The sequence below is a fragment of the uncultured Dialister sp. genome (genome assembly GCF_937959425.1).
Taxonomy (GTDB): Bacteria; Bacillota; Negativicutes; order Veillonellales; family Dialisteraceae; genus Dialister.
In genome coordinates this window covers 1-25,563 of the sequence record NZ_CALGPS010000082.1, presented here as the reverse complement: position 1 = coordinate 25,563, position 25,563 = coordinate 1, and the positions used below count along the sequence as shown (strand labels likewise).

Annotated in this window: 24 protein-coding genes and 1 pseudogene; 22 read left to right on the top strand and 3 right to left on the bottom strand. The window is 54.1% G+C overall.

Annotated features, from left to right (window positions below; translation table 11 throughout):
* Nucleotides 1-149: 149 nt before the first annotated feature.
* From Q0482_RS03395 to Q0482_RS03380, 4 genes are read left to right on the top strand one after another with little or no spacing between them, the layout of a single operon-like run.
* A complete protein-coding gene (locus tag Q0482_RS03395; protein WP_299143387.1) occupies nt 150-824 on the top strand; it encodes a hypothetical protein in 675 nt (224 codons plus the stop codon).
* A gap of 36 nt (nt 825-860) precedes the next feature.
* A complete protein-coding gene (locus Q0482_RS03390) occupies nt 861-1,196 on the top strand; it encodes a hypothetical protein (protein ID WP_299143385.1) in 336 nt (111 codons plus the stop codon).
* An 11-nt stretch (nt 1,197-1,207) separates the two neighbouring features.
* Entirely contained in the window at nt 1,208-1,537 is a 330-nt protein-coding gene (locus Q0482_RS03385) for a tRNA-binding protein (protein WP_299143383.1), read from the top strand.
* Nucleotides 1,538-1,804, top strand: coding sequence for a DUF1294 domain-containing protein (locus tag Q0482_RS03380; RefSeq protein WP_299143381.1), 267 nt, complete (start codon nt 1,538-1,540; stop codon nt 1,802-1,804).
* A gap of 900 nt (nt 1,805-2,704) precedes the next feature.
* Here Q0482_RS03380 and Q0482_RS03375 read toward each other — a convergent pair.
* Complete coding sequence (locus Q0482_RS03375; RefSeq protein ID WP_299143379.1) at nt 2,705-2,851, bottom strand: hypothetical protein; 147 nt, start codon at nt 2,849-2,851, stop codon at nt 2,705-2,707.
* Nucleotides 2,852-3,193: 342 nt separating this feature from the next.
* Here Q0482_RS03375 and Q0482_RS03370 point away from each other — a divergent pair, with 342 nt between their 5' ends.
* The 10 genes from Q0482_RS03370 to Q0482_RS03325 all read left to right on the top strand — a co-directional run bounded on the left by Q0482_RS03370 (nt 3,194) and on the right by Q0482_RS03325 (nt 15,340).
* On the top strand, nt 3,194-4,258 hold the full coding sequence (locus tag Q0482_RS03370; protein WP_299143377.1) for an ADP-ribosylglycohydrolase family protein: 1,065 nt from the start codon (nt 3,194-3,196) through the stop codon (nt 4,256-4,258).
* Nucleotides 4,259-4,957: 699 nt separating this feature from the next.
* Nucleotides 4,958-5,140: a DpnD/PcfM family protein gene (locus Q0482_RS03365; RefSeq protein ID WP_299143375.1), complete on the top strand. Its 183-nt coding sequence runs from the start codon at nt 4,958-4,960 to the stop codon at nt 5,138-5,140.
* A gap of 43 nt (nt 5,141-5,183) precedes the next feature.
* Complete coding sequence (locus Q0482_RS03360) at nt 5,184-5,951, top strand: DpnI domain-containing protein (protein WP_299143373.1); 768 nt, start codon at nt 5,184-5,186, stop codon at nt 5,949-5,951.
* 209 nt (nt 5,952-6,160) lie between these two features.
* Nucleotides 6,161-6,724 (top strand): DJ-1/PfpI family protein, encoded by a 564-nt coding sequence (locus Q0482_RS03355; protein WP_299143371.1) that lies wholly within the window; start codon nt 6,161-6,163, stop codon nt 6,722-6,724.
* 561 nt (nt 6,725-7,285) lie between these two features.
* Nucleotides 7,286-7,744 carry a MarR family transcriptional regulator gene (locus tag Q0482_RS03350; RefSeq protein WP_299143368.1) on the top strand — a complete coding sequence of 153 codons (459 nt, stop codon included), beginning with the start codon at nt 7,286-7,288 and terminating at the stop codon, nt 7,742-7,744.
* Nucleotides 7,745-8,346: 602 nt separating this feature from the next.
* Nucleotides 8,347-9,780 (top strand): MFS transporter, encoded by a 1,434-nt coding sequence (locus tag Q0482_RS03345; protein ID WP_299143365.1) that lies wholly within the window; start codon nt 8,347-8,349, stop codon nt 9,778-9,780.
* Between the two features lie 296 nt (nt 9,781-10,076).
* Nucleotides 10,077-10,400, top strand: coding sequence for a type II toxin-antitoxin system Phd/YefM family antitoxin (locus Q0482_RS03340; protein ID WP_299143362.1), 324 nt, complete (start codon nt 10,077-10,079; stop codon nt 10,398-10,400).
* Entirely contained in the window at nt 10,397-10,714 is a 318-nt protein-coding gene (locus Q0482_RS03335; protein ID WP_299143358.1) for a type II toxin-antitoxin system RelE/ParE family toxin, read from the top strand. The genes Q0482_RS03340 and Q0482_RS03335 overlap by 4 nt, the downstream gene beginning before the upstream one ends.
* Nucleotides 10,715-12,039: 1,325 nt before the next feature.
* Nucleotides 12,040-13,395: a sodium-dependent transporter gene (locus Q0482_RS03330; RefSeq protein ID WP_299143355.1), complete on the top strand. Its 1,356-nt coding sequence runs from the start codon at nt 12,040-12,042 to the stop codon at nt 13,393-13,395.
* A 688-nt stretch (nt 13,396-14,083) separates the two neighbouring features.
* Nucleotides 14,084-15,340 (top strand): Glu/Leu/Phe/Val dehydrogenase, encoded by a 1,257-nt coding sequence (locus Q0482_RS03325; protein ID WP_299143352.1) that lies wholly within the window; start codon nt 14,084-14,086, stop codon nt 15,338-15,340.
* Between the two features lie 68 nt (nt 15,341-15,408).
* Here the strand turns inward: Q0482_RS03325 and Q0482_RS03320 are convergent.
* Nucleotides 15,409-15,546, bottom strand: a pseudogene (locus Q0482_RS03320) (type II toxin-antitoxin system mRNA interferase toxin, RelE/StbE family); the annotation flags it as partial.
* 280 nt (nt 15,547-15,826) lie between these two features.
* The gene (locus tag Q0482_RS03315; RefSeq protein WP_299143349.1) at nt 15,827-16,108 is read right to left on the bottom strand and encodes a type II toxin-antitoxin system RelB/DinJ family antitoxin; all 282 of its coding nucleotides are present in this window, start codon (nt 16,106-16,108) and stop codon (nt 15,827-15,829) included.
* A gap of 708 nt (nt 16,109-16,816) precedes the next feature.
* Between Q0482_RS03315 and Q0482_RS03310 the strand changes: the two genes are divergently transcribed.
* The 8 genes from Q0482_RS03310 to Q0482_RS03275 all read left to right on the top strand — a co-directional run.
* Nucleotides 16,817-17,653 (top strand): deoxyribonuclease IV, encoded by an 837-nt coding sequence (locus tag Q0482_RS03310; RefSeq protein ID WP_299143345.1) that lies wholly within the window; start codon nt 16,817-16,819, stop codon nt 17,651-17,653.
* A 29-nt stretch (nt 17,654-17,682) separates the two neighbouring features.
* Nucleotides 17,683-18,024: a nucleotidyltransferase domain-containing protein gene (locus tag Q0482_RS03305; protein WP_299143343.1), complete on the top strand. Its 342-nt coding sequence runs from the start codon at nt 17,683-17,685 to the stop codon at nt 18,022-18,024.
* Nucleotides 18,011-18,274, top strand: coding sequence for a HEPN domain-containing protein (locus tag Q0482_RS03300; RefSeq protein ID WP_299143341.1), 264 nt, complete (start codon nt 18,011-18,013; stop codon nt 18,272-18,274). The genes Q0482_RS03305 and Q0482_RS03300 overlap by 14 nt, the downstream gene beginning before the upstream one ends.
* A 208-nt stretch (nt 18,275-18,482) precedes the next feature.
* Nucleotides 18,483-19,649, top strand: coding sequence for an exonuclease SbcCD subunit D (locus tag Q0482_RS03295; RefSeq protein ID WP_299143340.1), 1,167 nt, complete (start codon nt 18,483-18,485; stop codon nt 19,647-19,649).
* Nucleotides 19,646-22,267: an SMC family ATPase gene (locus Q0482_RS03290; RefSeq protein WP_299143338.1), complete on the top strand. Its 2,622-nt coding sequence runs from the start codon at nt 19,646-19,648 to the stop codon at nt 22,265-22,267. The genes Q0482_RS03295 and Q0482_RS03290 overlap by 4 nt, the downstream gene beginning before the upstream one ends.
* 532 nt (nt 22,268-22,799) lie before the next feature.
* Entirely contained in the window at nt 22,800-24,170 is a 1,371-nt protein-coding gene (gene dnaB / locus Q0482_RS03285; protein WP_349676009.1) for a replicative DNA helicase, read from the top strand.
* 401 nt (nt 24,171-24,571) lie between these two features.
* Nucleotides 24,572-25,333, top strand: a complete 762-nt coding sequence (locus tag Q0482_RS03280; protein WP_366517981.1) for a uracil-DNA glycosylase — start codon at nt 24,572-24,574, stop codon at nt 25,331-25,333.
* 23 nt (nt 25,334-25,356) lie between these two features.
* The coding region (locus Q0482_RS03275; protein WP_299143334.1) for a hypothetical protein at nt 25,357-25,563 on the top strand (207 nt) is incomplete at its 3' end.

Here is a 25,563-nt window from a genome sequence, read left to right as displayed (position 1 = left end):
ACACATCGTAATGACATGTACTTTCTGAATTCTTCTTAACGCAATAGCATTGCCCCAAGCGGGGGGGACAATAGGATAGGAGAACCCTCTGAACCCGGAGCGGCCTTGCCGCCCCTCCATGGTATAATAAAGAAAAAGGAGCATACACGATGACATACAAAATTTCATTTCTGGCGGCGGCACTGGCCCTTCTCTTTCCCCTCTGGGGCCAGGGGGAGGACATATCTACCGTTTCCATAGAGAAAGACGGGACGGTGGTGGAAGAAACTGCCCGGGCGGTGGTTTCGCCGGAGGCGTGGATACCGAAGAAGGTGAAGAAGGAGTCCTCCGCCCAGGTGGAGGACGAGGGGCTCAGGAAAGCCCTTCTTTCCTATTTCGCCGATTCCACCTATGACACCGGTCTTATGACCTATGCTTACAACTTCGTCGACCTTTCCGGCGGCGGCGAGGAGGCGCTGGTTCTTCTGGAGAGTCCCTATACCGACCGGGAAGAAAAGCCGGCGCTCCTCATTTTTGAAAAGGATACGGACGGCTGGCACATGGAGCAGGAAATCACAGGCATATCGGTGCCCCTTGTGATTCCGCAGAAGGGGAAAAAAGACAGCACCGCCGATTTCCGGCCCCTCTATTTCATGGAAGATGATGAAACAGGAGAAGGAACGGTGAAGAAACTCTCTCCCCAGGGTCGCCTCTATCCCATCGCCGCAAGCGGGGAGACAGTGGACGTGAAAAGCATGAAGAAAATGAAGGGACAGGCATTCTTCTGCAGTATGAACAAGAAGAAAGAGCCCCTTCGCTGGTTCTCCCTGGCAGAAGAAAAATGACAGAAGAAATTTCGCTTTCATAAAGGGGGCATACCTATGGAATCCAAACTGGTACTTTATGATAACTACAGAAAAAATGTGGGAAGCTTTACCTATTACCTGGAAGAGCGGAAAACCTTCAACCCCTTTGCCTTCGGCAGCCTCTGCGAAAGCATTAGACATCTGGCAGAGACATCGCCGGGAAACAGGGAAGTGCTCCTTCAGATCCATGGCGTATACAGGAGCATACTGGAATGCTTCATCTGCCGCACGAGTCCCGACAGCCTGTCCCTCATTGCCGGCCTTCCGGCGGGGAAAGAAGATTTCCTGTCTGAGCTGGACAAAGCGGTGGTGACCTATCTGAAAACCTGCGGCAGGGAAGAAACGTGGTAAAGGAGAGAGAAATGGCAGGATTTGATGATTTTATGAAATTGGACATTCGCGTGGGCACCATTCTGGAAGCAAAGGATTTTCCAAAAGCAAGGAAACCGGCTTACCAGCTTCTCATCGACTTCGGGCCGGACATAGGGGAAAAGAAATCTTCCGCCCAGATTACAAAACTCTACCGGAAAGAGGACCTTATAGGCCGCCAGGTGCTGGCAGTGGTCAACTTCCCGCCAAGGCAGATAGCAGACTTCATGTCCGAAGTGCTGGTGCTGGGCACCTACAGCAAAGATGGCGTGGTGCTCATCAGGCCGGACAGGCCGGTGGAAAACGGCGACAGGCTGGGATAAATGATGAATCGGATCATCATCCTTCTTCTGGCCGTAAACCTCCTCTCCTTTGCCCTCTTCGGCCTGGACAAATGGAAAGCCATCCACGGATACTGGCGCATCTCCGAAAAGACCCTCCTCCTCTCCGCCCTCCCCGCCGCCTTTCCCGGTGCTCTCGCAGGCATGTACTTCTTCCACCATAAAACAAGGCATAAGAAATTCGTCTACGGCGTGCCGGCCATAGGCATAGTGGAAATCCTCCTGGCCCTGGGATGGATGGTGAGCTAGTGGGATAGTGTACTAGTGAGCTGGTGGGATGGTGGAGAAATGGTAAATGGTAAATGGTAAATGAAGGTGGGCGCCTTGGAGGCGCCGATTTTGTATGCCGCCTTTCGGCGGCAGGAAAAACCATACAACCGCCCTGACGGGCGCTGGAAATGCACCCCTTCTGCCGCCTGCGGCGGCGTCTCCCCCGAAGGGGGAGATTTTAGCGGTGCTATGCTTAGTGCGGCTTATGAAGAAACTGATACTTTGCGGGTTGTTGTGCCCCCGCTTGCGGGGGAAAGGTGGTGCCGTAGGCACCAAAGGGGGAGAACCGCCGAAGGCGGTTCCTTCCCGCCGCCGACTGGTATTTACGGTTGGCCCACTCACTATGGCCGCGCACCAGGATTCTTCATTTCCTTTAGAATGACCGGTTGGGGCGGGAAGGGAATCCCGTAACGACCCTTGCCCACCCCTGCCTAAGGGGTGGGTGGCGAGCGCCTATATACTCTCTTGCGCCCCCCTGCTTGTCAGGTGGCAAGGGAACTGGATTCGCAGGGAGTCGATAGACGACTGAGAATCCAGTGACACGCTTCCCACCGGGGCGGGAGAGGGCCACGCAGTGGCGAGGGGGGATTGCCAAAGGCACACAGCCGCGAAGCGGCCTATATAAACTTGCGGCGGAGCCGCCACCACAACCCTCAGCGGCCAAAGGCCGCTGTCAAACCTCAGAACCATCTGAACCATCTGAACACTTGCCGCCGACTGATATTTATTGGCAGATGGGGCACTATCGTCCATGTACCAAGATTCTTCGCCTGCGGCTCAAATGACAGTTGAGGGCAGGAAGTATAGCGCGTAACGCCCTTGCGTCCCCTTGAGGCGGAGACCCTGCATAGGGGTCTCCGAGTCAGTCGAAGTTGGCCCTTAGCCTGCCCATAAAAGGGCCTTCCTTTTGTCCGGCTGACCGGTGAAGAGAGCCACGAAGTGGCGAAGGGGTGTACAATGGCGCATGACGAAATGATACTCTACGCTGATGGAGCCCACCGCCGCGAAGCGGCATATAAATTTCATTGCCCACAGGGCAATCCACAACCCTCGGCCCTGCGGGCCGTCAAACTTCAGAACCTTAAGGCCCCTCGGGGCGAAGCCCCGTCAACCTTTTCCTATCTGCACCCGGGCCGCTTTGCGGCCCAATATTTTCTATATTTCTCTCTCAAAATTATGCTATAATATACATAAAAGGATAAAAAATTAGGAGTAGGCCTGTCTGCCTGTACTTTTTATGAAAGTTTCTGTGAAGTAGTTCGATTTCCAGAAACTTTTATTTTCCCGATGGAGAGAGAATACAATGGGATCCTCCTTTTCGGCCGACCGCAGGACAGATGGTACGAAACTGAAGAAAAGGAGGAAAACATGGCGGACATAGAGAAGTTTCGCGGGGCACTGTACGGAAGCGCCTGCGGGGATGCGCTTGGGTATCCTCTGCAGAATTTCTCCGTTGGTCGGATACAGCACCGGTTCGGTCCCTTCGGCCTGCGTACCCTGGTAAGGGACGCAAAAAACGGCAGAAAAGCCCCGATTTCTGACAACACGCAGATGATACTGGCTACCATAGACGGGATTTTATGGGCGGACGCCAAGAAACTGGATCTGATAGACGGGATTTATCGTGGTTATATGCGCTGGTACTACAGCCAGACCGGGGAAGAACCGCGGCGGGGGCAGCGCACCTGGATGCGGCGGCAGCCCCATGAAAGGGAATTCTGCCTCCTCCGGGAGAAATTCATGCATGCCCGCAGGAATCCGGAAGAAGGCCTCCTGGGAGCCTTTTCCAAAGACGCCAAGGGCTCTACTAAAATCAAGGTGAATGATTCCAAGGGAAGTGCCGCCCTGGCCAGGGCCATTCCCATAGGCCTCCTCTTTGCAGGAGACAGCAAGGCCGCCTTTGATGAAGCGGTGAGGGCAGCAGCCCTTTCCCATTCCAACCCCGTAGGCTACTATGCCGCCGGCGGTCTGGCAGCTATCATTTCCTGCCTGGCCTATGGCCTCACCCTGCCCAAAGCATTGGAACGGGCTGAAACCCTTCTGGGCAAAGTCCACAAAACCGACCCCATCCTCTCCCTTCTGGGAGCGGCAGAAGAACAGGCCAATAACCACCCCGCAGGGAAATCAGGCACCTGGGACCACATCGACAGCATTGTGTCCCTGGGAAGCGGTGAAAACGCCGAAGAAGCCCTGGCCATCGCCGTCTACTGCTCCCTGGCCATAGATGAGCCGCTGGATGCCCTCATCGTCTCCGCCAACCATTCCGGCAAGAGCAGCACCACCGCCGCCATCACCGGCGCCCTGGAAGGCGTCCGCTTCGGTACCGGCTTCATCCCCTCCTACTGGTCCGACATCCTGGAAGGCAGTGAGCCCCTCTCCTTCATGACGGACAAGCTGTACTATGTATATGAGAAATACCATCCGAAGAAATAAAATAAAAAAGCCCTGAAGCCCATGCTCCAGGGCTTTTTCCGTGAAAAGCCTCCGCCTGCCGGTGCCATCATTAACCTTTAAACCTTTTCCATCTTTTGAACCAGAGCCTTAAAGAGGCCTGCTCCGTGAGAATCATTCTCTGCATCTCCGACTGTGTAAGCAGAGGGAAACGAAAGGGCCCTGAAGGGAAACTTCTTTCCGCCTGTTGTGCACAACCTTATAAGGGACATGCGGGAAGAAGCGGAACTTCCTGAATTCATCGGTTCCCTCCGACGCGTCGAAACTTCATAAAAACTCCTGATGAGCACCTGCTAGAAATCCTGGTGGCAACTATGGCTTCACCTGCCTTCCTTGACGAGATAGATATTCCTTAACGGTTTCCCTCTGGCCGATTCATTGAAGAAGTTGACCTGAGCCCTACCGTGCATAAGTATGGGACGATTCAGGAGTTTTTGTAGTGGAAAGAGCAGCTCCGTTGGGGCTGCTTTTTGCAGTGCCTTTCCGACGACCGGGATTTATTCCGAGGTGAGTCACTATTGTCATGTACCAGGATCCTTCGCTGGCAATCAGGATGATGGGGATGCGGGAAGTTCGAATCATGCATCTCATCATGCTCATGGGATCTTTGCTTTTTCATAAGGGAAGTCATACGATCTGTATCGGAAGAATTTTTGTAAATTTCTGTCGACTGGAGGAACTATGAAATATACCATTATTATTGAGGAAACGGTTTCGGAAGAGTTTACATTAGATGCGGGAAGCCGGAAGAAAGCGCTGGAGGAGGCGGAGCAGCTGTATCGGAAAGGGAAATGGGTGCTGGAGCCGGGGAATCTTGTGGATGTGCGCTTCCAGGTTCTTGATGAAGAGGGAAAGGCGGATTGACAGGGGCATCCCTTCTTTTATAATGAAAGAAAGGAGGGTTTTTATGGATACCTGTCTTGATTTGTCCCTGGCGTCATCCTACACCAGTCATTCCCAAAGGGCCCGGGTGGTGACGGAGGATTGGGTGGCAAGGAATATGTACTGTCCCCGCTGCGGCTGTGACCATCTGGAGCATTTGAAAGCAAATCAGCCGGTGGCGGATTTTGCCTGTCCCTGCTGCGGCGAGATTTTTGAATCCAAGGCCAAAAGGGGTGCCCTGGGCAGAAAAATAGCCGATGGTGCCTATGACACCATGATTCGCCGGATTCATGAGTCCGATAATCCCGATTTCCTTTTCATGTCCTATGACCTGGAGCGGGGCAGGGTACAGGATTTCCTTATGGTGCCTAAACATTTCTTCATAGACTCCATCATAGAGAAGCGAAAGCCTCTGGCGCCCACAGCCCGGCGGGCCGGCTGGACAGGCTGCAGCATCCTGCTGGATGAGGTGCCGTCCTATGGCCGCATCGAAATCGTCCGCAGGGGGCTGGCGGTGGATAAGGAGGAAGTGTGCCGGAGGTACAGGAGCACGTCCTTCCTGGCAGATATGAACCTGTCTTCCAGGGGCTGGCTCATGGACGTATTCCGGTGCATGGAGGAAATTGGCACAGAGGAGTTTACTCTTCAGGATATGTATGACTTTGAAGGAAGACTTCAGATCCTTCATCCGGATAATCACAATATCCGCGCCAAAATCCGCCAGCAGCTCCAGATGCTGAGGGATCGGGGACTCATCCGGTTTGTGGAGCGGGGCGTTTACAGGAAATGCTGAGGTGCTTTTTATGAAACGAATCACTGCTCTTCTTTATCACGATTTCACAGCCCTTGATGCGCTGGGGCCTTTGGAGGTGCCAGGGAAGCACTGATTAATTCATAGAGTTTATTTTCATAAGAAATTTTATGCACTGCTTCGTCATGGGATTCCTTAAATAGCTCGCTATTCGCGTCATCCCATTCCTTGCATTGCATAAAATTTCAAGAATGAAAGTAAACACTGATTTAATCAGCGCTTCCCGAGGGCTGCTTTCCGGCTATGAAATCCGGTATGCTTCTCTTTCCGGCGGCCCGGTGTCCAATGGGAAGGGATTTACGGTGGAAACGGAGGCGCTTGCTTCCATTGGAAAAAGCGATATCCTTCTCATTCCCGGCGGCATGGGGAGCCGGAAGCTGGCGCTGGATGGCGCTTTCCTTGAAGCTTTGAAGAAGGCGGCAGGGGAGGCGTCCCTGGTGATGACGGTGTGCACCGGCTCCGCCCTGGCGGCAGCTGCGGGGCTCTTAGACGGGCTTCATGCCACAGGAAATAAGAAGGCCTTCGACTGGTCCATGTCCATGGGGCCGGAGGTGCTCTGGCAGCGGGACGCCCGCTGGACGAAGGACGGGAAGTTTTACACTGCCGCCGGCGTGTCGGCGGGAATAGATATGGCCCTGGGTTTTGCGGCGGACCATTTTGGCAGGGAAAGGGCCCTTTCCATTGCAGAGGGCATGGAATACTGCTGGAATGAGAAGCCTGCGGCGGGCAGGTGCTTTAAGGAACTGGGAAAATAGTACGATAGACAAGCCCTTCCTAAATTTGGTATAATCAAAGCAAGGCGCATAACTGTAGAGCTTATGCGCAAATCATAATGGCAGGCGCCGGCAATCGATGGGCTTTCACCCCGTGATGGGTGTGCCTGCTGCGTATTGATACCACGCAATACGCACTGTCTTGTGTCAGCGCAAAGCCGCCAGCCGTTGGCGGCTTTGCGCTTGCCCGGTTATGAATGAATATATGAAAGTGAATAAGGTAGAGCTGCAGAGCGGTTTTCTCTCACCTGTTTTGAGCATGAAAAAGCCTTCTCCGGAAAACGGGGGAAGGCTTTCTTACTGCTTCATCCTTTGGTTCCCTGCAGCATGACTGTCATCGACTCATATGGTTCTGCAGGTGCAAGGGAAACGAAAGTCAGCGCGGAAAAGCATTGAATCAGCGTCTACGCAGGAAGTTGGTTTTTCTATTTTCTGGAAATCTATAAAAAAGCTAAAACCCATTACATAAAAATGCGAGCTGTGGTATACTTTTACATATGGGATGTTACATATTTCAAATTTTTAAGAAAAAGAGGGATGGGAATGAACGAAGAATTGATCAGGCAGTTCCTGCTTTCCTGCCATGAAGCCCGACGGGTCTGCGAGCTGCTGCCGGATCTGCCGCCCCGCATAAAGCCACGGCATATCCGTATTATTGACTGTATACATCGGCTCCATCAGGAGGGGGAGACGGTTCGGGTCAGTGATGTGGCGGAGGCTATGGACAGCACTATGCCGTCTATTACGAAGCTGGTGAATGAGCTCTGTGACATGGAGATAGTGAAGAAAAGGCAGGGGCGCAGCGACCGCCGTGTCTTCACGCTGACTCTCACGGATCTGGGAAATCATTACTATGATATGTATGTGACCCGCTTTCATGGATGGCTCTGCCAAGAGATGCAGGATATACCGGAAGATGATGTACGGGCCATGATTACTGTTGTAAGAAGGATGAAGGACATTCTGCAGAAGGGAAGAGAAAAGTACGGCCCTTTGAAATAGGAAATGGAAACACGGCGTCATGCCGTGTTTTTTTATGAAGCTTCGGGGAAGTGCTGATGCATAGAATCTGATTTTGCCATGTTTACAGCTCTGGACAGCAGGCGTCCCCAGGGCTCTATACCCTGCGCTGCATAAAAAATCAAAGATATAAGCAGAAAACGATTTAATCAGCGATTTCATGAAAATTTGCGAAATAAGGGGATTGTGGTATACTACAGGGGTACGTTAATTACTTGAGATAATCATATAGGCGGTCAATACGCAGGCAGGAGACACAAAAGCCAATCCCGTAACGCCCTTGCCCACCCCTGAAAGGGGTGGGTGGCGAGCGCAGCGAGCCGGAAGGGGTCAGCCGCAAAGCGGCCATCTAAAACTGCGGCGAAGCCGCCACCACAACCCTCAGCGTCCAAAGGACGCTGTCAAACCTAAGAACCTTCGCCCGCAAAGCGGGCGTCAAACTTTAGAACTTTTTCCACAACCTTTTTCCACAACCCTTCTACACAACCCGCCGCCGACAGGCGGCCACAACCCTCGGGGCGAAGCCCCGTCAACCCTCACGCCCAAGGCGTGTCCCAAAATTCTATTTGAAAGGAAGCGGTCATATGCAGTTTGAACGGCGCCTGGACAGGCGGCTGATTTTTTCTATTATTGCGGCAGGGATACTGTCTTTTACAGGAGTGGTTATTGAGACGGCCATGAATGTGACTTTTCCTTCTCTTATGAAGGAGTTTGGGATTTCCACTTCCCTGGTACAGTGGATTACCACCGGGTACCTGCTGGTGCTGGCGGTGGTGATTCCGCTGTCCGGGTACTTGAAGGAGCGGTTCCCCATGAAGGGACTCTTCTTAACGGCGGCGGGGCTTTTCATTCTGGGAACGCTTCTTGGTGCCTGGTCGCCCGATTTCCTTCTTCTCCTTCTGGGGCGGATTCTTCAGGGGGCCGGTACGGGCATCGCCCTGCCCCTCATGTTTAATATTATCATGGAACAGGCGCCGCTTAACCGGCTGGGTGTCATGGTAGGGGCAGGCATGCTGGTGTGTGCCCTGGCGCCGGCGGTGGGGCCTTCCATCGGCGGGTATATTGTGAGCCTCTTCGGCTGGCGCATGATATTCTGGGCGGTGCTTCCGCTGCTTCTGATTTCTTTTATGGCAGGCGGCCTGTCGGTGCGCCAGTCTTCGGAAATCCGCATCCACCCCTTTGATACGGGCGGACTTCTGTACCTGGCCATTTCCTTCACTTGCCTTCTCATGGGACTCACGGATCTGGGGAAGGGAAAAATCACGGTGATGGCGGCCATCCTCTTTGCAGGATTTCTGCTGGCCCTCTTCCTTTTCCGGGGCCATGAAATCAGGTGCATGGAGCGGGGCGGCCGGCCTCTTCTTAATATCCGCGCCTTTGGAAATCGGCCCTTCGTGCTGGGGGCTCTGGGGCTTTCTCTCCTCCAGTTCATCTGCCTGGCCCTGGGCTTCCTTATCCCCAATTTCTCCCAGATTGTGACAGGGGAAAATGCCTTTGCCGCCGGCTGTATCCTTCTGCCGGGATGTATCCTGGGCGCTCTCTTTGCGCCGGTGTCGGGGCGGATTTATGACCGATTCGGCGCCAAACGGCCGGTACTTCTGGGAAGCGTCTTCATTATCTTCTCCCTTGTCCTCTTCAACAGTACCCTTTCCGCTGCGTCTACCTGGGTTCTCACGGCGTGCTACCTTTTCTTTGCTGCAGGCCAGGGGCTGTCCGTAGGAAATATCCTCACCTACAGTCTGTCTGTGCTGGATAAATCCATGAAACCGGACGGGAATGCCATCTGCAATACGCTGCAGCAGCTTTCCGGCGCCGTAGGCACTGCCGTGGCGGCGGCCCTGGTCTCAGCCTCCCAGCTGGCGCTTCCTTCCGACTTCGCCCACGCCACCGCTTCCGGTACCGCCGAAGCCTTCCTGCTGCTCCTCGCGCTGGGGGTCCTCCAGTTTGCCGCTCTCTTCTCCTCCTTTCGGAAAGAGGAAAGGGTGGAAAGAAGGGAGACGATAGAGGATAGAAGATAGAAGATAGAAGATAGATGGCTGCCCGCTTGCCGCTATCCGCTTACTGCTGGCCGAGGAGACATCAGACAATCAGACAATGTAAAAGCCTTCCTGCCAAACGCGTCATTCCGAGCGGCAGCGAAGAATCTTGGTAAGAAACGTAAGTGAGGGTAAGCTGATAAATACCAGTCGGCAGGAAGAAAGCATTCGATTTGCCTTTATCCACCTGCTTTCAAGTTTACTGCGAAATATATCGATAAATACATTGACTGATATATCAATATATCTTATGATGATGGCAGAAGGGAGTGAAAGTCATGGATGGAGTTATCAGCGTTATCAAGAATACGATTTCCATTTCTCAATTTAATAGAGGAATGGCAGGAAAGATTTTCAAACTGGTGAAGGATACAGGTCCTAAAGTAGTCATGAAAAACAATGTGCCGGAGTGCGTCCTTTTATCGCCGGAGGCCTATATGAAACTGGTTGATGAGGCCAATGACGCCAGACTGGCACTTCTGGCGGAAAGACGGCTGAAACATGAAGATATGAGCAAGGCCCTTCCGGCGGATGAGGTTTTCAAAGAACTGGGGATTACGGAAGAGGACCTGGAAAATGGGGATGAGGTATCTTTGGAATGAAGTGGCAATGCGTATTTCTGCCGGAAGCACGGGATGATTTAAAGGCATTGGATGGTTCCCAGCGGATTCTGGTGGCCAAGGCTATCAGGAAGGTCGTGCAAAATCCCCTCCCTGCTTCTGAAGGCGGTTATGGGAAACCGCTGGGCCATCATCGGGGAAATGACCTGACAGGGCTTTATAAAATCAAGATTCGCGCTGCCGGATTTCGCATTGTCTATCAGCTGATTCGGATAGAAGGTAAAATGGTGGTCATTGTTATCGGCGCCCGCGCCGATGATGAAGTATATCTGCTGGCAGGAAAGAGAATCAGATAAAATAATATAAATGGAGACGGCGCCTTTTAAATGGAGGGCGCCGTTTTTTTGCCTTATGCGGGGAAGAGACATTTCTCTCAAAGGAACGAAAAGGAATGACATGGGAACAATGACGGTAATGTGGCTGGTGGGAAGCGTGTCACTGGATTTTCAGACATCGGGCCGGATAGCTAAAGGAAAGCGCCTTTATGGGCAGGCTAGGCGCCAACTTATCCGGCCTTGCGTATTCTATGCAGAATACGCACCTTACGGCTCCCTACAGCACGGCTATCACCGACTCACTGGATTCTCAGGTCGCTCAGGCTCCCTTATGAATCCAGTTCGCTGGAGTGACTCCGGTTCCCTTGCCACCCTTATGCAGGGGGCACTATGGGTGCTGGGCATTTGGGGCGACTGGTGTTTAAGGCAGTAATGGCGGAAAACCATACAACCGGGCTTTGCCCGTGGAAAACCATACAACCGCCCTGACGGGCGATGGAAATGCACCCCTATTCCCGCTATGCGGGACTTCCCCCGGAGGGGGAAGTTTGCTCTCCGCTCAGCTTTGGGTCTCATAAGCACCTCAAGGCATAGCGCCGCTAAAACCTCCCCCTCCGGGGTGGCAAGCGAACACGAGTCACACCAGCGAACATATTTTGAAGGAACGCAGTGACGCGCAAAATATTGTGAGTCGGTGATAGCCGTGCTGTAGGGAGCCGCAGGTGACTGAGAATCGTGTGAGACGCTTTCCCGTGGAGAGGTGCCGCAGGCAGAAGGGGTGCATTTCCAGCGCGCGTAAGCGCGGTTTGCCTGTTTTTTCGGCGAAGCCCGGTTGTAAAGGTTTCATACAAACTGGCGCCCCGGGGCGCCCACCACAACCCTCTGAACTCTCTGAACCCTTTGAACCTTCACGCCCGCCAGGGCGTGTCAATAAAGGCGCCCACCACAACTCTCACGGCCGAAGGACGTGTCAATCTTAAGAACCCTCGGGGCGAAAGCCCCGTCAATCTTTAGAACCTTCACGCCCGCCAGGGCGTGTCAATAAAGCCGCCCACCACAACCCTCAGCGGCGGAGCCGCTGTCAAACCTGAGAACCCTCCGACCGCAGGCCGGTCAATCTTGAGAACCCTTCGCGGAGCGTGGAGCGCTCCGCGTCCTTTCCCTTTTCCTGAACATGTAGTATAATATAAAAGTTGTGTGAATTTCACAAAGGCCATGAGGGTCTGCGCTTTTTCTGCCGGAATATAGGAAATTCCGGCAGGGCGTTTTTTCATGTGTGGAATTCATGATCCGGCAGGAAACGGGTGTCAGCCTGCCGATAGAATGGGAAATCGGAGGAAAGAAGAATGGAAGAGAGAGACAGCTTTAAATCCCGGCTGGGATTTATCCTTGTCAGCGCAGGCTGCGCCATCGGTATCGGCAATGTGTGGAAATTTCCTTACATTACCGGCGAATACGGCGGCGCGGTTTTTGTGCTTTTTTATCTGGCTTTTCTGGTACTGCTTGGGATACCGGTGGTGACCATGGAACTGGCGGTGGGCCGGGCCAGTCACAAGAGTGCCATGCGGGGGTTCGAGGCCCTGGAGCCGAAGGGCAGCTGGTGGCATATCCACGGCTGGGTGTGCCTTCTGGGAACCTTTATCCTCATGATTTATTACACCACCATTTCCGGCTGGATGCTTGATTATTTCTGGCGCTTTTTCAGCGGAGCCTTCCAGGGCATGGGGGCGGCGGAAATCAACGGGGTTTTCGGAGCTATGGTTTCCAATCCCCTGGAACAGACGATTTTCATGGGAATCACCGTGGTGGCAGGATTTCTTATCTGCGCTGGCGGCGTAGGAGGGAGCCTGGAAAAGGTGACCAAAGTGATGATGCTGTCCCTTCTTGGACTCATTGTCATCCTGGCAGTGAACAGCGTTTTCCTCCCCGGCGGCGGTAAGGGCATCGAGTTTTACCTCCTGCCGGACTGGGACAGAGCGGTGGAGGCGGGCCTTGGCAATGTGGCAGCCGCTGCTATGGGACAGGCTTTCTTCACCCTTTCCGTAGGGCAGGGATCCATGGAAATCTTTGCCAGCTATATGGGAAAGGATCATGCACTCACCGGAGAGGCTGTCCGCATTGCAGCCCTGGATACCTTTGTAGCCCTGCTGGCCGGTCTTATCATTTTCCCTGCCTGCTTTGCCTATGGTGTGGAGCCGGGAGAAGGACCGTCCCTCATTTTTGCTACACTGCCTCATATTTTCGTCAATATGTCCGGCGGCAGAATCTGGGGAACCCTTTTCTTCACTTTTATGACTTTTGCCAGCTTCTCCACGGTTACTGCTGTTTTTGAAGGACTCATTGGAAACTGCATGGATAATTTCGGCTGGAGCAGGAAGAAAACGGTTTACATTCTTCTCCCTCTTGTATTCTTTGGCAGTCTTCCCTGCATCTTCGGCTTTAACATCTGGCAGGATGTCCATATCATCGGTGCCAGAGGCATTCTGGACTCGGAAGATTTCATCGTCAGCAGCCTCATCCTTCCTATCGGTTCCATCGTTTTCGCCCTCTTCTGCGTGACGAAGTATGGCTGGGGCTTTGACAACTACCTGAAGGAAGTGAACACCGGCGAAGGCATGAAAATGCCCCGCTGGATTCAGCCCTACTTCAAATACGTCCTGCCCCTGCTGATTTTCATTATCCTGGTGAAAGGATTGATGTAGGATAGCGGGCCAGTGGTGTTTCATTGGCTGGACAGGAAATCGAATGCGAAAGACGCTCCTTTGCGGGCGTCTTTTTTCGTGGGGGAAACAACAAAGTTCCGCTAAAATGTCATCCTATAAGTGGCTCTAAGCAAAGCATGGCTTATTCTGTCCCCTGAATAGGGTGGCAAGCGAACGTGATTTGTAGGGGAGCGATAGCGACCTGAAAATCACGTGAGACGCTTTCCAGTGGAGAAAGTCCGGCGCAGCCGGATAAGGGGTGGCCACCGAAGGTGGCCAATTCGGCAGAATGGTACCTGATGAGATGAGTTATAAGTGCTTTTACCATTGTGGCGGGTCCCCCTTTGGTGGCTGCGCCACCACCTTCCCCCCGCTAAAGCGGTGGGACAATAAATGGGGGAGGGAACCCTCTGCACCATTTGAACCATCGGGCCCGAAGGGCCCGCCCCCTTTGGTGCCTGTCGGCACCACCTTCCCCCCGCAAGCGGGGGGACAATAGGATGGTGTTCATGAACCCGGCCTGCATAGCTCCTCCTATTCCTTCCATGGAACACTAATCAGCATAACTATACCGAATACTCATGATAACATGATTTCAAGTTTTCAAAACGGGCGGGCAGTGTTATAGTAAAGGAAGCGGGCCTGGAGGGTTTCCGGGCTCATCATTTCATTTTGAGGAGGCAGAAATATGGCGAATTACAATCCTTACGAAAACATGCTGGACGTGCTGGACAGGGCGGCCGAAGTGCTGGGTTACAAGAAAGAAGACTATGCTTTTGTACGGTACCCGGAGCGGGAACTGACGGTTAGCATTCCTATCCGCATGGATGACGGTCATGTAGAGGTTTTCTCCGGCTACCGGGTGCAGCATTCCACTGCCCGGGGCGCTGCCAAAGGCGGTATCCGTTTCCATCCCCAGTCCGATGAAAACGAAGTGAAGGCCCTGGCTGCCTGGATGACCATTAAGAACGCCATCGGCAATATTCCCTACGGCGGTGCCAAAGGGGGCATCCGGGTGGATCCTCACAAGCTGTCCCAGCGGGAACTGGAGCGTCTCACCAGAGGCTATGTAAGGAAGATTTATCCCATCATCGGGCCGGATAAGGATGTGCCGGCGCCGGATGTGAATACCAATGGCCAGATCATGGCATGGATTGCCGATGAATACGCCGCTCTCTCCGGCAGCTGGCAGCCCGGCGTGGTGACAGGCAAGCCCCTTTCCACCGGCGGTTCCCTGGGAAGAAATGAAGCTACCGGCCGGGGACTCCTTTTCACATTGAAGACCTGGTGCGAAAAGAACCATAAGGACATCGGCAGCCTCACCATGGCAGTGCAGGGCTTCGGCAACGTAGGCTCCGTAGGTGCCCTCCTCATGCACCAGGAAGGGGTAAAGATTACTACCATCGGCGACATCAACGGCACCTGGCATAACCCCAAGGGCCTGGACATCGAAGCCATGTACGTATACGCCAACTCCCACGGCCGTTCCCTGAAGGGCTATACAGAAAGCGGCGCGGAAATCATCCCGGACAGTGAGCTCTTCAGCCAGGATGTGGACGTCCTCTTCATGGCGGCTCTGGAAAACCAGCTCAATGCAAACACCATGGAAAGGGTAAAGGCACCCCTCATTCTGGAAGGCGCCAACGGCCCCACCACAGAAGAGGCGGATGCCTATTTCGAAAAGAAGGGCATCGAAGTCCTGCCGGACGTGATGAGCAACGTCGGCGGCGTAGTGGGCTCCTATTTCGAATGGGTGCAGAACCGCACCGGCTACTACTGGACTGAAGCGGAATATAACGAAAGACTGGCAAAGAAAATGCGCGAAGCCTATGAAGACGTATACGCATTGAAGGAAAAATACCACGTCACCTACCGCCTGGCCGCCTACATGCTGGCCCTGCAGCGGGTAGTGGAAGCACAGAATACCAGAGGGTTTTTAGGATAAAAGGGAAATCGGAATAAAAACTGCCCCGGTGAAACAGCAGGTGCTGCTCACCGGGGCAGTTTTTATTTTTAAAATAAATCGGAATGGGAGCCTGTTCGGAAAAGGAGAAGCTCCAGTTCTTCCTCATCCTGTCGGTACAGCAAAAGCCAGTCCGGTGATATATGGCATTCCCGAAAGGCGCTGTAATTTCCTGTCAGCGGGTGATCGTGAAATCAGGGAAGCACTGATTAATTCATAGAGTCTGCTTTTATAAAAATTTTTATGCACTGCTTCGTCATGGAATTCCTTAAATAGCTTACTATTCGCGTCATCCCATTCCTTGCATTGCATAAAAATTTAAGAATAAAAGCAAACAATGCTTTAATCAGCGCTTCCCTGAGCTGCCAGCGGCATTTGAAGGGCCAGTGTTTCCACTACCACTTCCAATTTATGTAAATCCATACCAAAAGTTTCAGGTCCTTTTGAAATCGGTTGGACGGAATGATTTCAAGTTTCATGGTCCACATCCTTCATTAAGTCAGAAAAGCTGTGATACCGCTTATATTTTTCCGGGTGGGCCTTCATTTCATCGTACTCGGCCAAAGCGTTCAAGGTCTCCGCGTTATAGGGGTGCCGGCGGACTTCAAAAGGAATTCCGTCACAGCGCACAGCGCTTTTCAGAAACATGGTAATGGCAGAGGACATATTCAGTCCCAGGTCATTAAATAATCCTTCCGCTTCCCTTTTCAGGTTCTCATCGACCCGCACATTAATATTGGCAGTAGCCATTGATTTCACTCCTCTCTTTGAAAATGCACGCTTACCTGCCTATAGTATAGGATAAAACCAAGAAATATGCAATCAATATACACATAATCCTTTACATTTGCAATACGTAGTAGCACGACATGCGGAAGAAAAATCTGTCTGCCTGCTGTGATATAATCATGAGAGAAAACAAAAAGGATTTTTGAAGGCTGATGAGACAGGCTGTGAATTTTCTCTGGAGGCGCTGCCTTCCCAGGAGGCATAAAGGCAAATCCCGTAACGTCCTTGCCCACCCCTATATAAGGGGTGGGTGGCGAGCGCCTATATACTCTCTTGCGCCCCCCTGCTTGTCAGGGGGGAGGGCCACGCAGTGGCGAGGGGGGATTGCCAAAGGCACACAGCCGTCAGGCAGCAAGTCGAAATGAAACTCCATGCGGTCGTTCCGCTGCCGCGAAGCGGCCCATATAAACTTGCGGCGCCAGCAGCCACCGCAACCCTCAGATGCATAGCGTCTGTCAAACCTAAGAACCTTCGCCCGCAAAGCGGGCGTCAAACTTTAGAACCTTTTTCTACAACCTTTTTCCACAACCCTTCTACATAACCTACGGGCCCTGCGGGCCCGCCCCCCCCTTTGGTACTACGTACCACCTTTCCCCCGCTAAAGCGGGGGCACTATATGTGAGGGAAGAACCCTCACCCGCAAAGCGGCCCTATATAAAGGAGAAAAATATGTTTATCATCGGATGTCATTTATCTGTTTCCAAAGGCTTCCTGGCCATGGGAAAAACCGCCACGGACCTGGGAGGTAATACGTTCCAGTTCTTTCCCAGAAATCCTAGGGGCGGCCAGGCCAAGCCTCTTATAGAAGAAGACGTGGCCGGCCTTGCCCGGTGGATGGAGGAGCACCGATTCGGCCCTATCCTCTGTCACGGTGCCTACACCATGAACGGCGCCTCCACGAAGGAATCGGTGCGGGAATTTGCCCGGACCGCCATGCGGGAGGACCTGGCCAAGACCGCCCACCTGCCCCGCTGCATGTACAATTTCCACCCCGGCGCCCACCTGAAGCAGGGCGTGGAAAAAGCCACCCTTCTCATTGCGGACATGCTGAACTACGCCATGGACCAGGAAGAGCTGCCCAAATATGTGCTCCTGGAAACCATGGCCGGCAAGGGCACAGAGGTAGGCCGTACTTTTGAAGAGCTGGCGGCCATCATGGAAAAGGTGGAGCGGAAAGACCGTCTGGGAGTATGCCTGGACACCTGCCACGTATACGACGGCGGCTATGACATAGTGAACGACCTGGATGGCGTGCTCCGCCATTTCGACGAAGTTATCGGCCTTTCCCGCCTCCATGCCATTCATTTGAACGATGACAAGAATCCCCTGGGAAGCCACAAGGACCGTCACGAGAAAATCGGGGAAGGCACCCTGGGCCTTGATGCCATTACCCGCATCATCAACCACCCCCTGCTCAGGGACCTTCCCTTCTATCTGGAAACACCGAACGAGCTCCCCGGCTATGAAAAGGAAATCGCATTGCTGAAAGGGCTTCGGAAAGCATGATATAATACAGAAAGAAAGGGGGAGTACCTATGTGCAGTGCATCGGATGTACAGAAAATCATCCAATCGGTGGCAGCGGCCTACCGTTCTGTTTTTGGAAATGATGTGGTGCAGATTATCCTGTACGGCTCCTATGCCCGCGGCGATTTCACCGATGATTCTGACCTGGACCTGGCAGCTATTGTGGTAGGCCCCAGGAGGGAACTGCAGCAGAAATTGAAAAAGGTATGGGATATTTCCTCTGATTTGGAACTGGAATACGGCATACTGATTTCCCCCGTGGTGATTCCCTATGATGAATATATGAAATATAAGGACGATGTGCCTTACTACAGGAACATTAGCAGGGAAGGAGTGAATGTGGTTGCTTGAAAAGAAATTGGAGCTTATGAAGTACCGCATGGATATGGCCAAAGAACGGATTGATTCTGCCCGTATATTGCTGGAACATCACAATTTTAAGGATTCCATAGGCCGGTCCTACTATGCTATGTTCACTGCTGTCCGTGCCATTCTGGCACTGGATGGGGTGGATTTCAAAAAGCATGCCGGTGTGATTTCCTATTTCAGAGGGAATACATTAAGACAGGTGTATTTGAAGTCAGATATTCAAAATATTTGAGTCAGGCCTTCCAAATCCGAAACAATACGGATTATGCGGATTTCTTTATTGTTTCCGTAGAAGACGCTGCAGAACAGTATGAAAGGGCTGAAGAGTTTATGAAACCATCGGCACTTATCTGTCTCGCAGAGTGAATAGGGATGTATAGGGAGAAGAGGAATTTGCAGAGAGGCAGATTCCTCTTTTCTATCAGGCAAAGGAGGTACTTATGAAATTTATCCATACCGCAGACTGGCATCTGGGGAAGCTCCTGAAGGAGCACAGCATGACGGAAGACCAGGAGTGGCTTTTGAACAATCAGTTTCTTCCCCTGGTGGATGAGGAGAAGCCCGACGTGATTCTTCTTTCCGGCGATGTGTACGACCGCTCCTATCCCCCGGAGGAGGCGGTGGAGCTTTTTGACCGCATGACCGAGGAAATCGTGGGAAAGCGGAAGATTCCCTTTATCATCATCAGCGGCAACCATGACAGCGCGGAGCGTCTGGCCGTGGCAAGCCGCCTTTTGAAGTGGCAGGGGCTTTATATTTTCGGTCCCCTGTCCCGCCTGTCGCCGGTGGTGCTGGAGGATGCATGGGGGAAGGTGGCTTTCTGCCCGCTGCCCTATGCGGAACCGGCCCGGGTGCGGGTGATGATGAATACCCTTTCCATGGAAGGGGCGGAGAAGGTGCATTCCTATGAAGAGGCGGAGAAGGTGCTTTCCGATTATGTGCTCTCCCTTCTGCCAAAGGAGCCTGTGCGGAAGGTGGCACTGGCCCACGCCTTTGCCGCCGGCGGCACGCCGTCGGAGTCGGAGCGGCCCCTTTCCATCGGCGGCTACGACCGCATCGGCGATGCCATTTTCGAGGACTACGATTACACTGCCCTGGGCCATCTCCACCGGCCACAGAGGACGCAGACGGATTCGGAGAAGATCCAGTACAGCGGCAGTCTCATGCGTTATTCCTTCGATGAGGTGAACCAGAAGAAGGGGGTCATTGTGGGAAATCTGGACGGTGAAGGGAAGGTGCACACCACTTTCCATGAAATGGTGCCCCGGTATCAGGTGCGTTCTATGGAAGGGGATTTTGCGGCCCTCATGGGCGATGAAACGGAGCCTTCCGACGATTACCTGCAGATCCGGCTCACGGACAGGGAACCGGTGATTGACGCCATGCCCAAGCTTCGCGTGAAATTTCCCAATGCCCTGGGAGTGGAGCAGGATATGGGTTATCGGGATGACGAAGGGAGCCGGGACATCCATCTGGAGCAGATGAGCGATGAGGACATATTGAAACGGTTTGTCCACCAGTTCCGGGACCGGGACCTGTCGGAGGAAGAGGAAGCCCTTTCTATGGCTGTCTGGGAAAGAGTGTACAGGAAGGAGAATGCACAATGAGACCGCTGAAACTGACCATGCGGGCCTTCGGCCCCTATGCGGGAGAGACCACCATTGATTTTGACAAGCTGGACGGACGGCACCTTTTCCTCATCTGCGGCCCCACCGGCGCCGGCAAGACCACCATCCTGGATGCCATGTGCTATGCCCTCTACGGCAAGACAAGCGGCGACCGCACCGGAAGCCATATGCGGAGCGACTATGCCACCAGCGCCCAGAAGACGGAAGTGATTTTCGATTTCAGTATCGGCGGCAAGACCTACCGCGCCACAAGGAGCCCGGAGCAGTATATCGACAAGAAAAGGGGCAAGGGGCAGACGAAGGCGGCCATGCAGGCCTCCCTGTCGGAGCTGGAGGACGGAAAGGAAATCCGCACCATCCGCACCGGCGTGGAGGAAGCGGCAGGAAAGCTCATCGGTCTCAATGCCAGCCAGTTCTGCCAGGTCATCCTCCTGCCCCAGGGGGATTTCCGGAAACTTCTGGTGGCCAAGGCGGACGAAAGGGAAGCCATCTTAAAACAGCTCTTCAAAACCCAGAGGTTCAGCGATTTCCAGAACGAACTGCGCCTTTCCCTGAATGAACTTCTGAAAAAGAAAGCGGCCGAGGACACGGAGCTTGCTGCTACCCTGGCCATGGCCGCCGTGCCTGGGGAGGAGGAACTCCGGAAGGAAACCGAGGAAACGGACCGTTTCCTGGAAGACATCAAAAAGAAGAGGGAGGAAGAGGACCGGAAATATGCCGATTTCCGGAAGGACTACCAGAAAGCGGCAGTTCTCTCCACCCATTTTGAAACGCTGGCAAAGGCAGAGGCCCAGCTGAAAGCTCTTCTCGCCAAAGAAGAGGAAATGAAAAAGGCGGAGGAAAGCCTTGCATACATCCGCTCCGCCCGGGAGCTGGCCCCCTATTTTGAAAATCTGGAGAAGATTTCAAATGATGGGAAGCTGGTAAGAAAGAATAGGGACCGCTGCGAAGCAGAAAGGGATAAAGCCGCTGCTGAAAAGGAAAAGCTGGAAAGAAAATCGGAGGAATTGGAAGCCCGAAAGGAAGAAATAGATGAAAAGCGCCGGAAATCGGCGGAAATGGTGCAGTGGATGCCAAAGGCCAAGGCCTACGGAGCCACCCTTCGGGAAGTGAACCGGCTCACGGAAAAGGTAGAGGAGGCGACAAAGGAAGTCCGGAAGCTGAACGCCAAAGCGGAGGCAGACAGAAAAATCAAGGAGGCGGCGGAGGCGGAAGCTGAGTCCCTCCGCCGGGACTATATCTTCGGCCAGGCCGCCATTCTGGCCAGCCAGCTCAAAGAGGGAGAGCCCTGCCCGGTGTGCGGTTCCATCCACCATCCCCATCCTGCCGTATCGGACAAAAAACTTCCCACAGAGGATGAAGTAAAGCGCGCCCAGGAAAGGGCGGCCAAAGCGGCGGAAACATGGAACGACAGCACCCAGCTGGCCCAGCAGTACCAGGTTTCCGCCTACGTATCCGCCATTTCCGAACAGGGCTACGCCCAGGCGAAAATGAAAACCCTGGAGGACGTGCCGGAAGAATTCAGAAAACCCATTGCCCTCCGAAATGCCATCCACAGGCTGAATGAAGAAATCCAGCGCTGGGAAAAGGAAACGGCGGACACCGCCAAAGACAGAGAATCAGCAGTCTCCGCCTTTGCCGCCGCCGATGCAGGATATAAGGCAGCCGACGCCCAGCGGGAGAAACTGGCGAAAGACTACGAAGAAGGCACAAAGGCACTGGGGGAAAAGTCCAAAGAAGCAGGCTTTGAAAGCCTGGCTGTATGCCGCAGCTGGTATGAAAGAAGGGGCGATGAAAAGGCCCTCTCCACCGCGCTGGAAGCATACCGCCGGGAGCGCCAGGGCGCCGAAAAGGTAAAAGCCGACGAAAAAGATTTCCTCAAGGGCAGCGAAAAGCCGGACATGGCCCGTCTGGGAGAAGAGGACAGGAACCACCAGAATGCCATCCGCAGCATGGTGAAAATGATTTCCGACGGAGAAAACAGGAAAAAGCTCCTGGAAGATACGGCAGCCAAAGTGAAGGACATTGCAGCACGCCACGAAAAGACACTGAAGGACACCAGCCTGGTGTCGGGGCTCTACAACCTCACCAGAGGCGAAAAGTCCCGCATCACCCTGGAACGCTACGTTCTTGGCGCCCTGCTGGATGAAGTGGCCAAGGCGGCAAACCTCCGCCTTCTGGACATGAGCCACCACCGCTACAGCCTCCACCGCATGGCCGGCGACAGCACCGACGGCAGAGGCGGCCTTACCCTGGAAGTATCCGACAGCTACACCGGCCGCTCCCGTCCCGCCAATACCCTTTCCGGCGGCGAGACCTTCCTGGCCTCCCTCTCCCTGGCCCTGGGCCTGGCAGACGTGGTGCAGGCCAAACAGGGCGGCGTAAGGCTTGACACCATGTTCATCGACGAAGGATTCGGCACCCTGGACCCGGAAGCTTTGAACAGCGCCATGAACACATTAATCGACCTCCAGAACACCGGACGCCTGGTGGGCATCATCTCCCACGTGCCGGAACTGGAAGAAAGAATCGACGCCAGACTCAAGGTGACGCCGGCGGAAAAAGGAAGCAGAGCGGAGTTTGAGATATTGGACTGACTGGGTGTCAATAGCGGCGCTTACCTGTATTCCCGAAGGTTGACGCGGCTTCGCCGCGAGGGTTGATGGCGCCGCCGGGGCTGCGCCCCTGGGCGCCAAGGGTTCTATCCGGGACCGGCTGACGCCTCCCGGATGGGTTGAGGGCTTCCGCCCAGGGTAGTTATATAGTATCGCTGCGCTGGCGAGGTACAGCGCCTTGCGGCGCCAGTATGAATGCCGCTGCGCGGCGAACGTTACGGACTTACCTTTCCGCCTCCCACTCGTCATTCTGAGCGCAGCGAAGAATCTCGGTACATGAAGCATTTGAGCTGATGGAAGTAAATACCAGTCGGCGGAAAGGTCCTGCCGACAGCCGATAGCCGACAGCCGGCAGCCGCCCCTCACTGTCCCACTGTCCCACCAGCTCACTAAAATATGATAAAATATATATTGCATAAACCATTTCATGAAAGGAGGCATCATTTTGGCTGATACCTTTGAAGGCAAAGACTTCCGGAAGAAGGACTGGAAGAAAAAATCGGACACCGACACCATGATCGTGTCCCGGGTGCCTCCCCAGAATATTGATGCGGAAAAGTCGGTGCTGGGGGCCATGATGCTGGACAAGGACGCCATCCTGACAGCTGAAGACCTTCTTACTCCCGCCGATTTCTACCGGGAAGCCAATGCCATCATTTTCCAGGCCATACTGAACCTGTCCCACCGGGGCGAACCGGCGGATATTCTTACGGTGACGGAGGAATTAAAGCGCATGGGCCGGCTGGACGACGTAGGCGGTGTGCTTTATGTGAATGAGCTTCCTGCCAACGTGGTGACCACCAAGTCCGTGGACCGCCATGCGGAAATCGTGGCAGGCAAGGCCAAGCTCCGCCGGCTCATCGACGCCGCCGGCACCATTGCCGACGAAGCCTACTCCGAGCGGCAGGATGTGGCGGACATTACGGACGACGCAGAAAAGTCCATTCTGGAAGTGACCCGCGATGAAAGGCGTTCCGATTTCACACCCATCGGCGAGGCCGTGCAGAATGAACTCCAGGAAATTACAAGGAAATTTAGAAATAAAGAGTCCATTACCGGCCTGGCCAGCGGCTTTCCCTCCCTGGATGCCCTCACCAGCGGATTCCAGAAAGGTGATTTCATCATTGTAGCCGCCCGTCCGTCCATGGGTAAAACCGCCTTCGTGCTGAACATTGCCAAGAACATGAGCATTTCCTCTGCCCACAGAAGCGTAGCCTTCTTCTCTCTGGAAATGTCAAGGGAACAGCTGGTACAGCGCCTTCTCTGCTCCACCGCCCTGGTGGACAGCTCCCGCCTCCGCACCGGCCGTATTTCCACCCAGAAGGAATGGGACCAGCTGGCCAATGCCGCCAGCGTCCTCATGGATGCGCCCCTTTATATCGACGATACCCCCGGCATTTCCGTTTCGGAAATCCGGTCCAAGTGCCGCCGCCTGAAAGCGGAGCACGGCCTGGACATCATCATGATCGACTACCTCCAGCTCATGCAGGCCAAGAACGTATCCCGCAGCGGCGACAACAGGCAGCAGGAAATTTCTGAAATTTCCCGTTCCCTGAAAAGTCTGGCCAGAGAGCTGAACGTGCCGGTTATCGCCCTGTCCCAGCTCTCCCGAAGCGTAGAATCCCGCCAGGACCACCGCCCCTTCCTTTCGGACCTCCGTGAATCAGGCTCCCTGGAACAGGATGCGGACATGGTCAGCTTCCTTTACCGCGAAGCCTACTACAACCGGGAAATCGAAGACGACGACCCCAGAAAGAATGAAACCGAAATCATTCTGGCCAAAAACAGAAACGGCCCGGTGGATACGGTGAAACTCCACTTCGCCGGCCAGTTCACCCTCTTCTACGAAATCACCAACCAGGAACCGCCGCCGGATATGCAGTAGTTTGAGTCATACGTTGTGGCTGGATGTATTCCCGAACGCAAGAGGGTTGACGCTCCCCTTACGGGGGCGAGGGTTCTATCGTTCGTGCGCTGCCGCGCCGAACGATGGGTTCAGCCCACAGAGCGGGCCGGTTCAAAGGGGAGTTATATATGCCGCCGCAAAGCGGCCCATATAAACTTGCGGCAAAGCCGCCACCACAATCCTCAGCGTCCAAAGGGCGCGGGGCCGCCAAAGGCGGCATTATAAAACTTATCGCCCGCAAGGGCGATACCTTAACCCTCAGGCCCGCAGGGGCCTGTCAAACTTAAGAACCCTCCGGCCGTAGGCCGGTCAATCTTTAGAACCTTTCGCGCCCAAAGGGCGCGGGGCCGCCAAAGGCGGCCCCATTACACAAAGAATCGGTGATACCATTGGATTTATTTGGACATGAAGACCCCGAAGAATACGCAGAGCGCCGCCATCGGGAGCTTTATGAAAACAGCGGGATGGAGACCTATCCCTCCCATGAGGCCCTGGCGGCGGCCATCAGAAGCTGCAGCCGCTGCCCTCTCCGGCGTGAAGGGGGCCTGGGGCCTGTGCTTTCCACCGGCCCCTCCGATGCACCTCTTATGATTGTAGGCGAGGGCCCCGGCGGTGTCGAGGATGATTACGGAGGACCTCTGGTGGGGCCTTCCGGACAGCTTCTGGACAAAGCCCTCCTTTCCGTAGGTATTACCAGGGACCATGTATATGTGACGAACATCGTCAAATGCAGGCCCCGGGGAAACAGGACGCCCACCATGGAAGAAGGCAGGTTCTGCGGCTCCATCTGGCTGGCCGCGGAAATCGCCCTGGTGAAGCCCAAGGTCATTGTAGGCCTCGGCAAGGTGGCCCTCCGCTTCTTCCTGGGCCGGGAAGCGGGCATTATCCGCTCCCGGGGGCACTGGATCGACTACCATGGCATACCGGTAATGCCCACCTTCCATCCGGCCTACCTTCTCCGCCAGAGCGGCCGGGGACTGGTGGATGCGAAATGGCAGGTATACTACGACCTTCTGGCCGCCAAGGAAAAGGCCGCCGCCCTTTCGCCGGACTGGGTATGGAAAAGCGAAACCATGCCGAACCTTCTGGAAAGTCTGACGGAAGAGCGGAAACGGCGGCACGAAGGAAATCATATTTCATAAGTTCAATAAAAAAGGGGATTCAAGTGATAAAACGTATCATTCTGGCAGCTGCCATCTGTGCTGCCCTTGGCGCCTGCGGCATGGAAACTGTGATGGCCGCAGAAGGACATAGCTCCGAAAAAGAAGAAGTTACCGTCATCAAAGGCAAAGTACTGCGGACGGAAAAAGTGAAGAAAGAGGACGTCCATAAGGAAATCCGGCAGGCAGAGAAAAAGGAAAAGGCAAAGAAG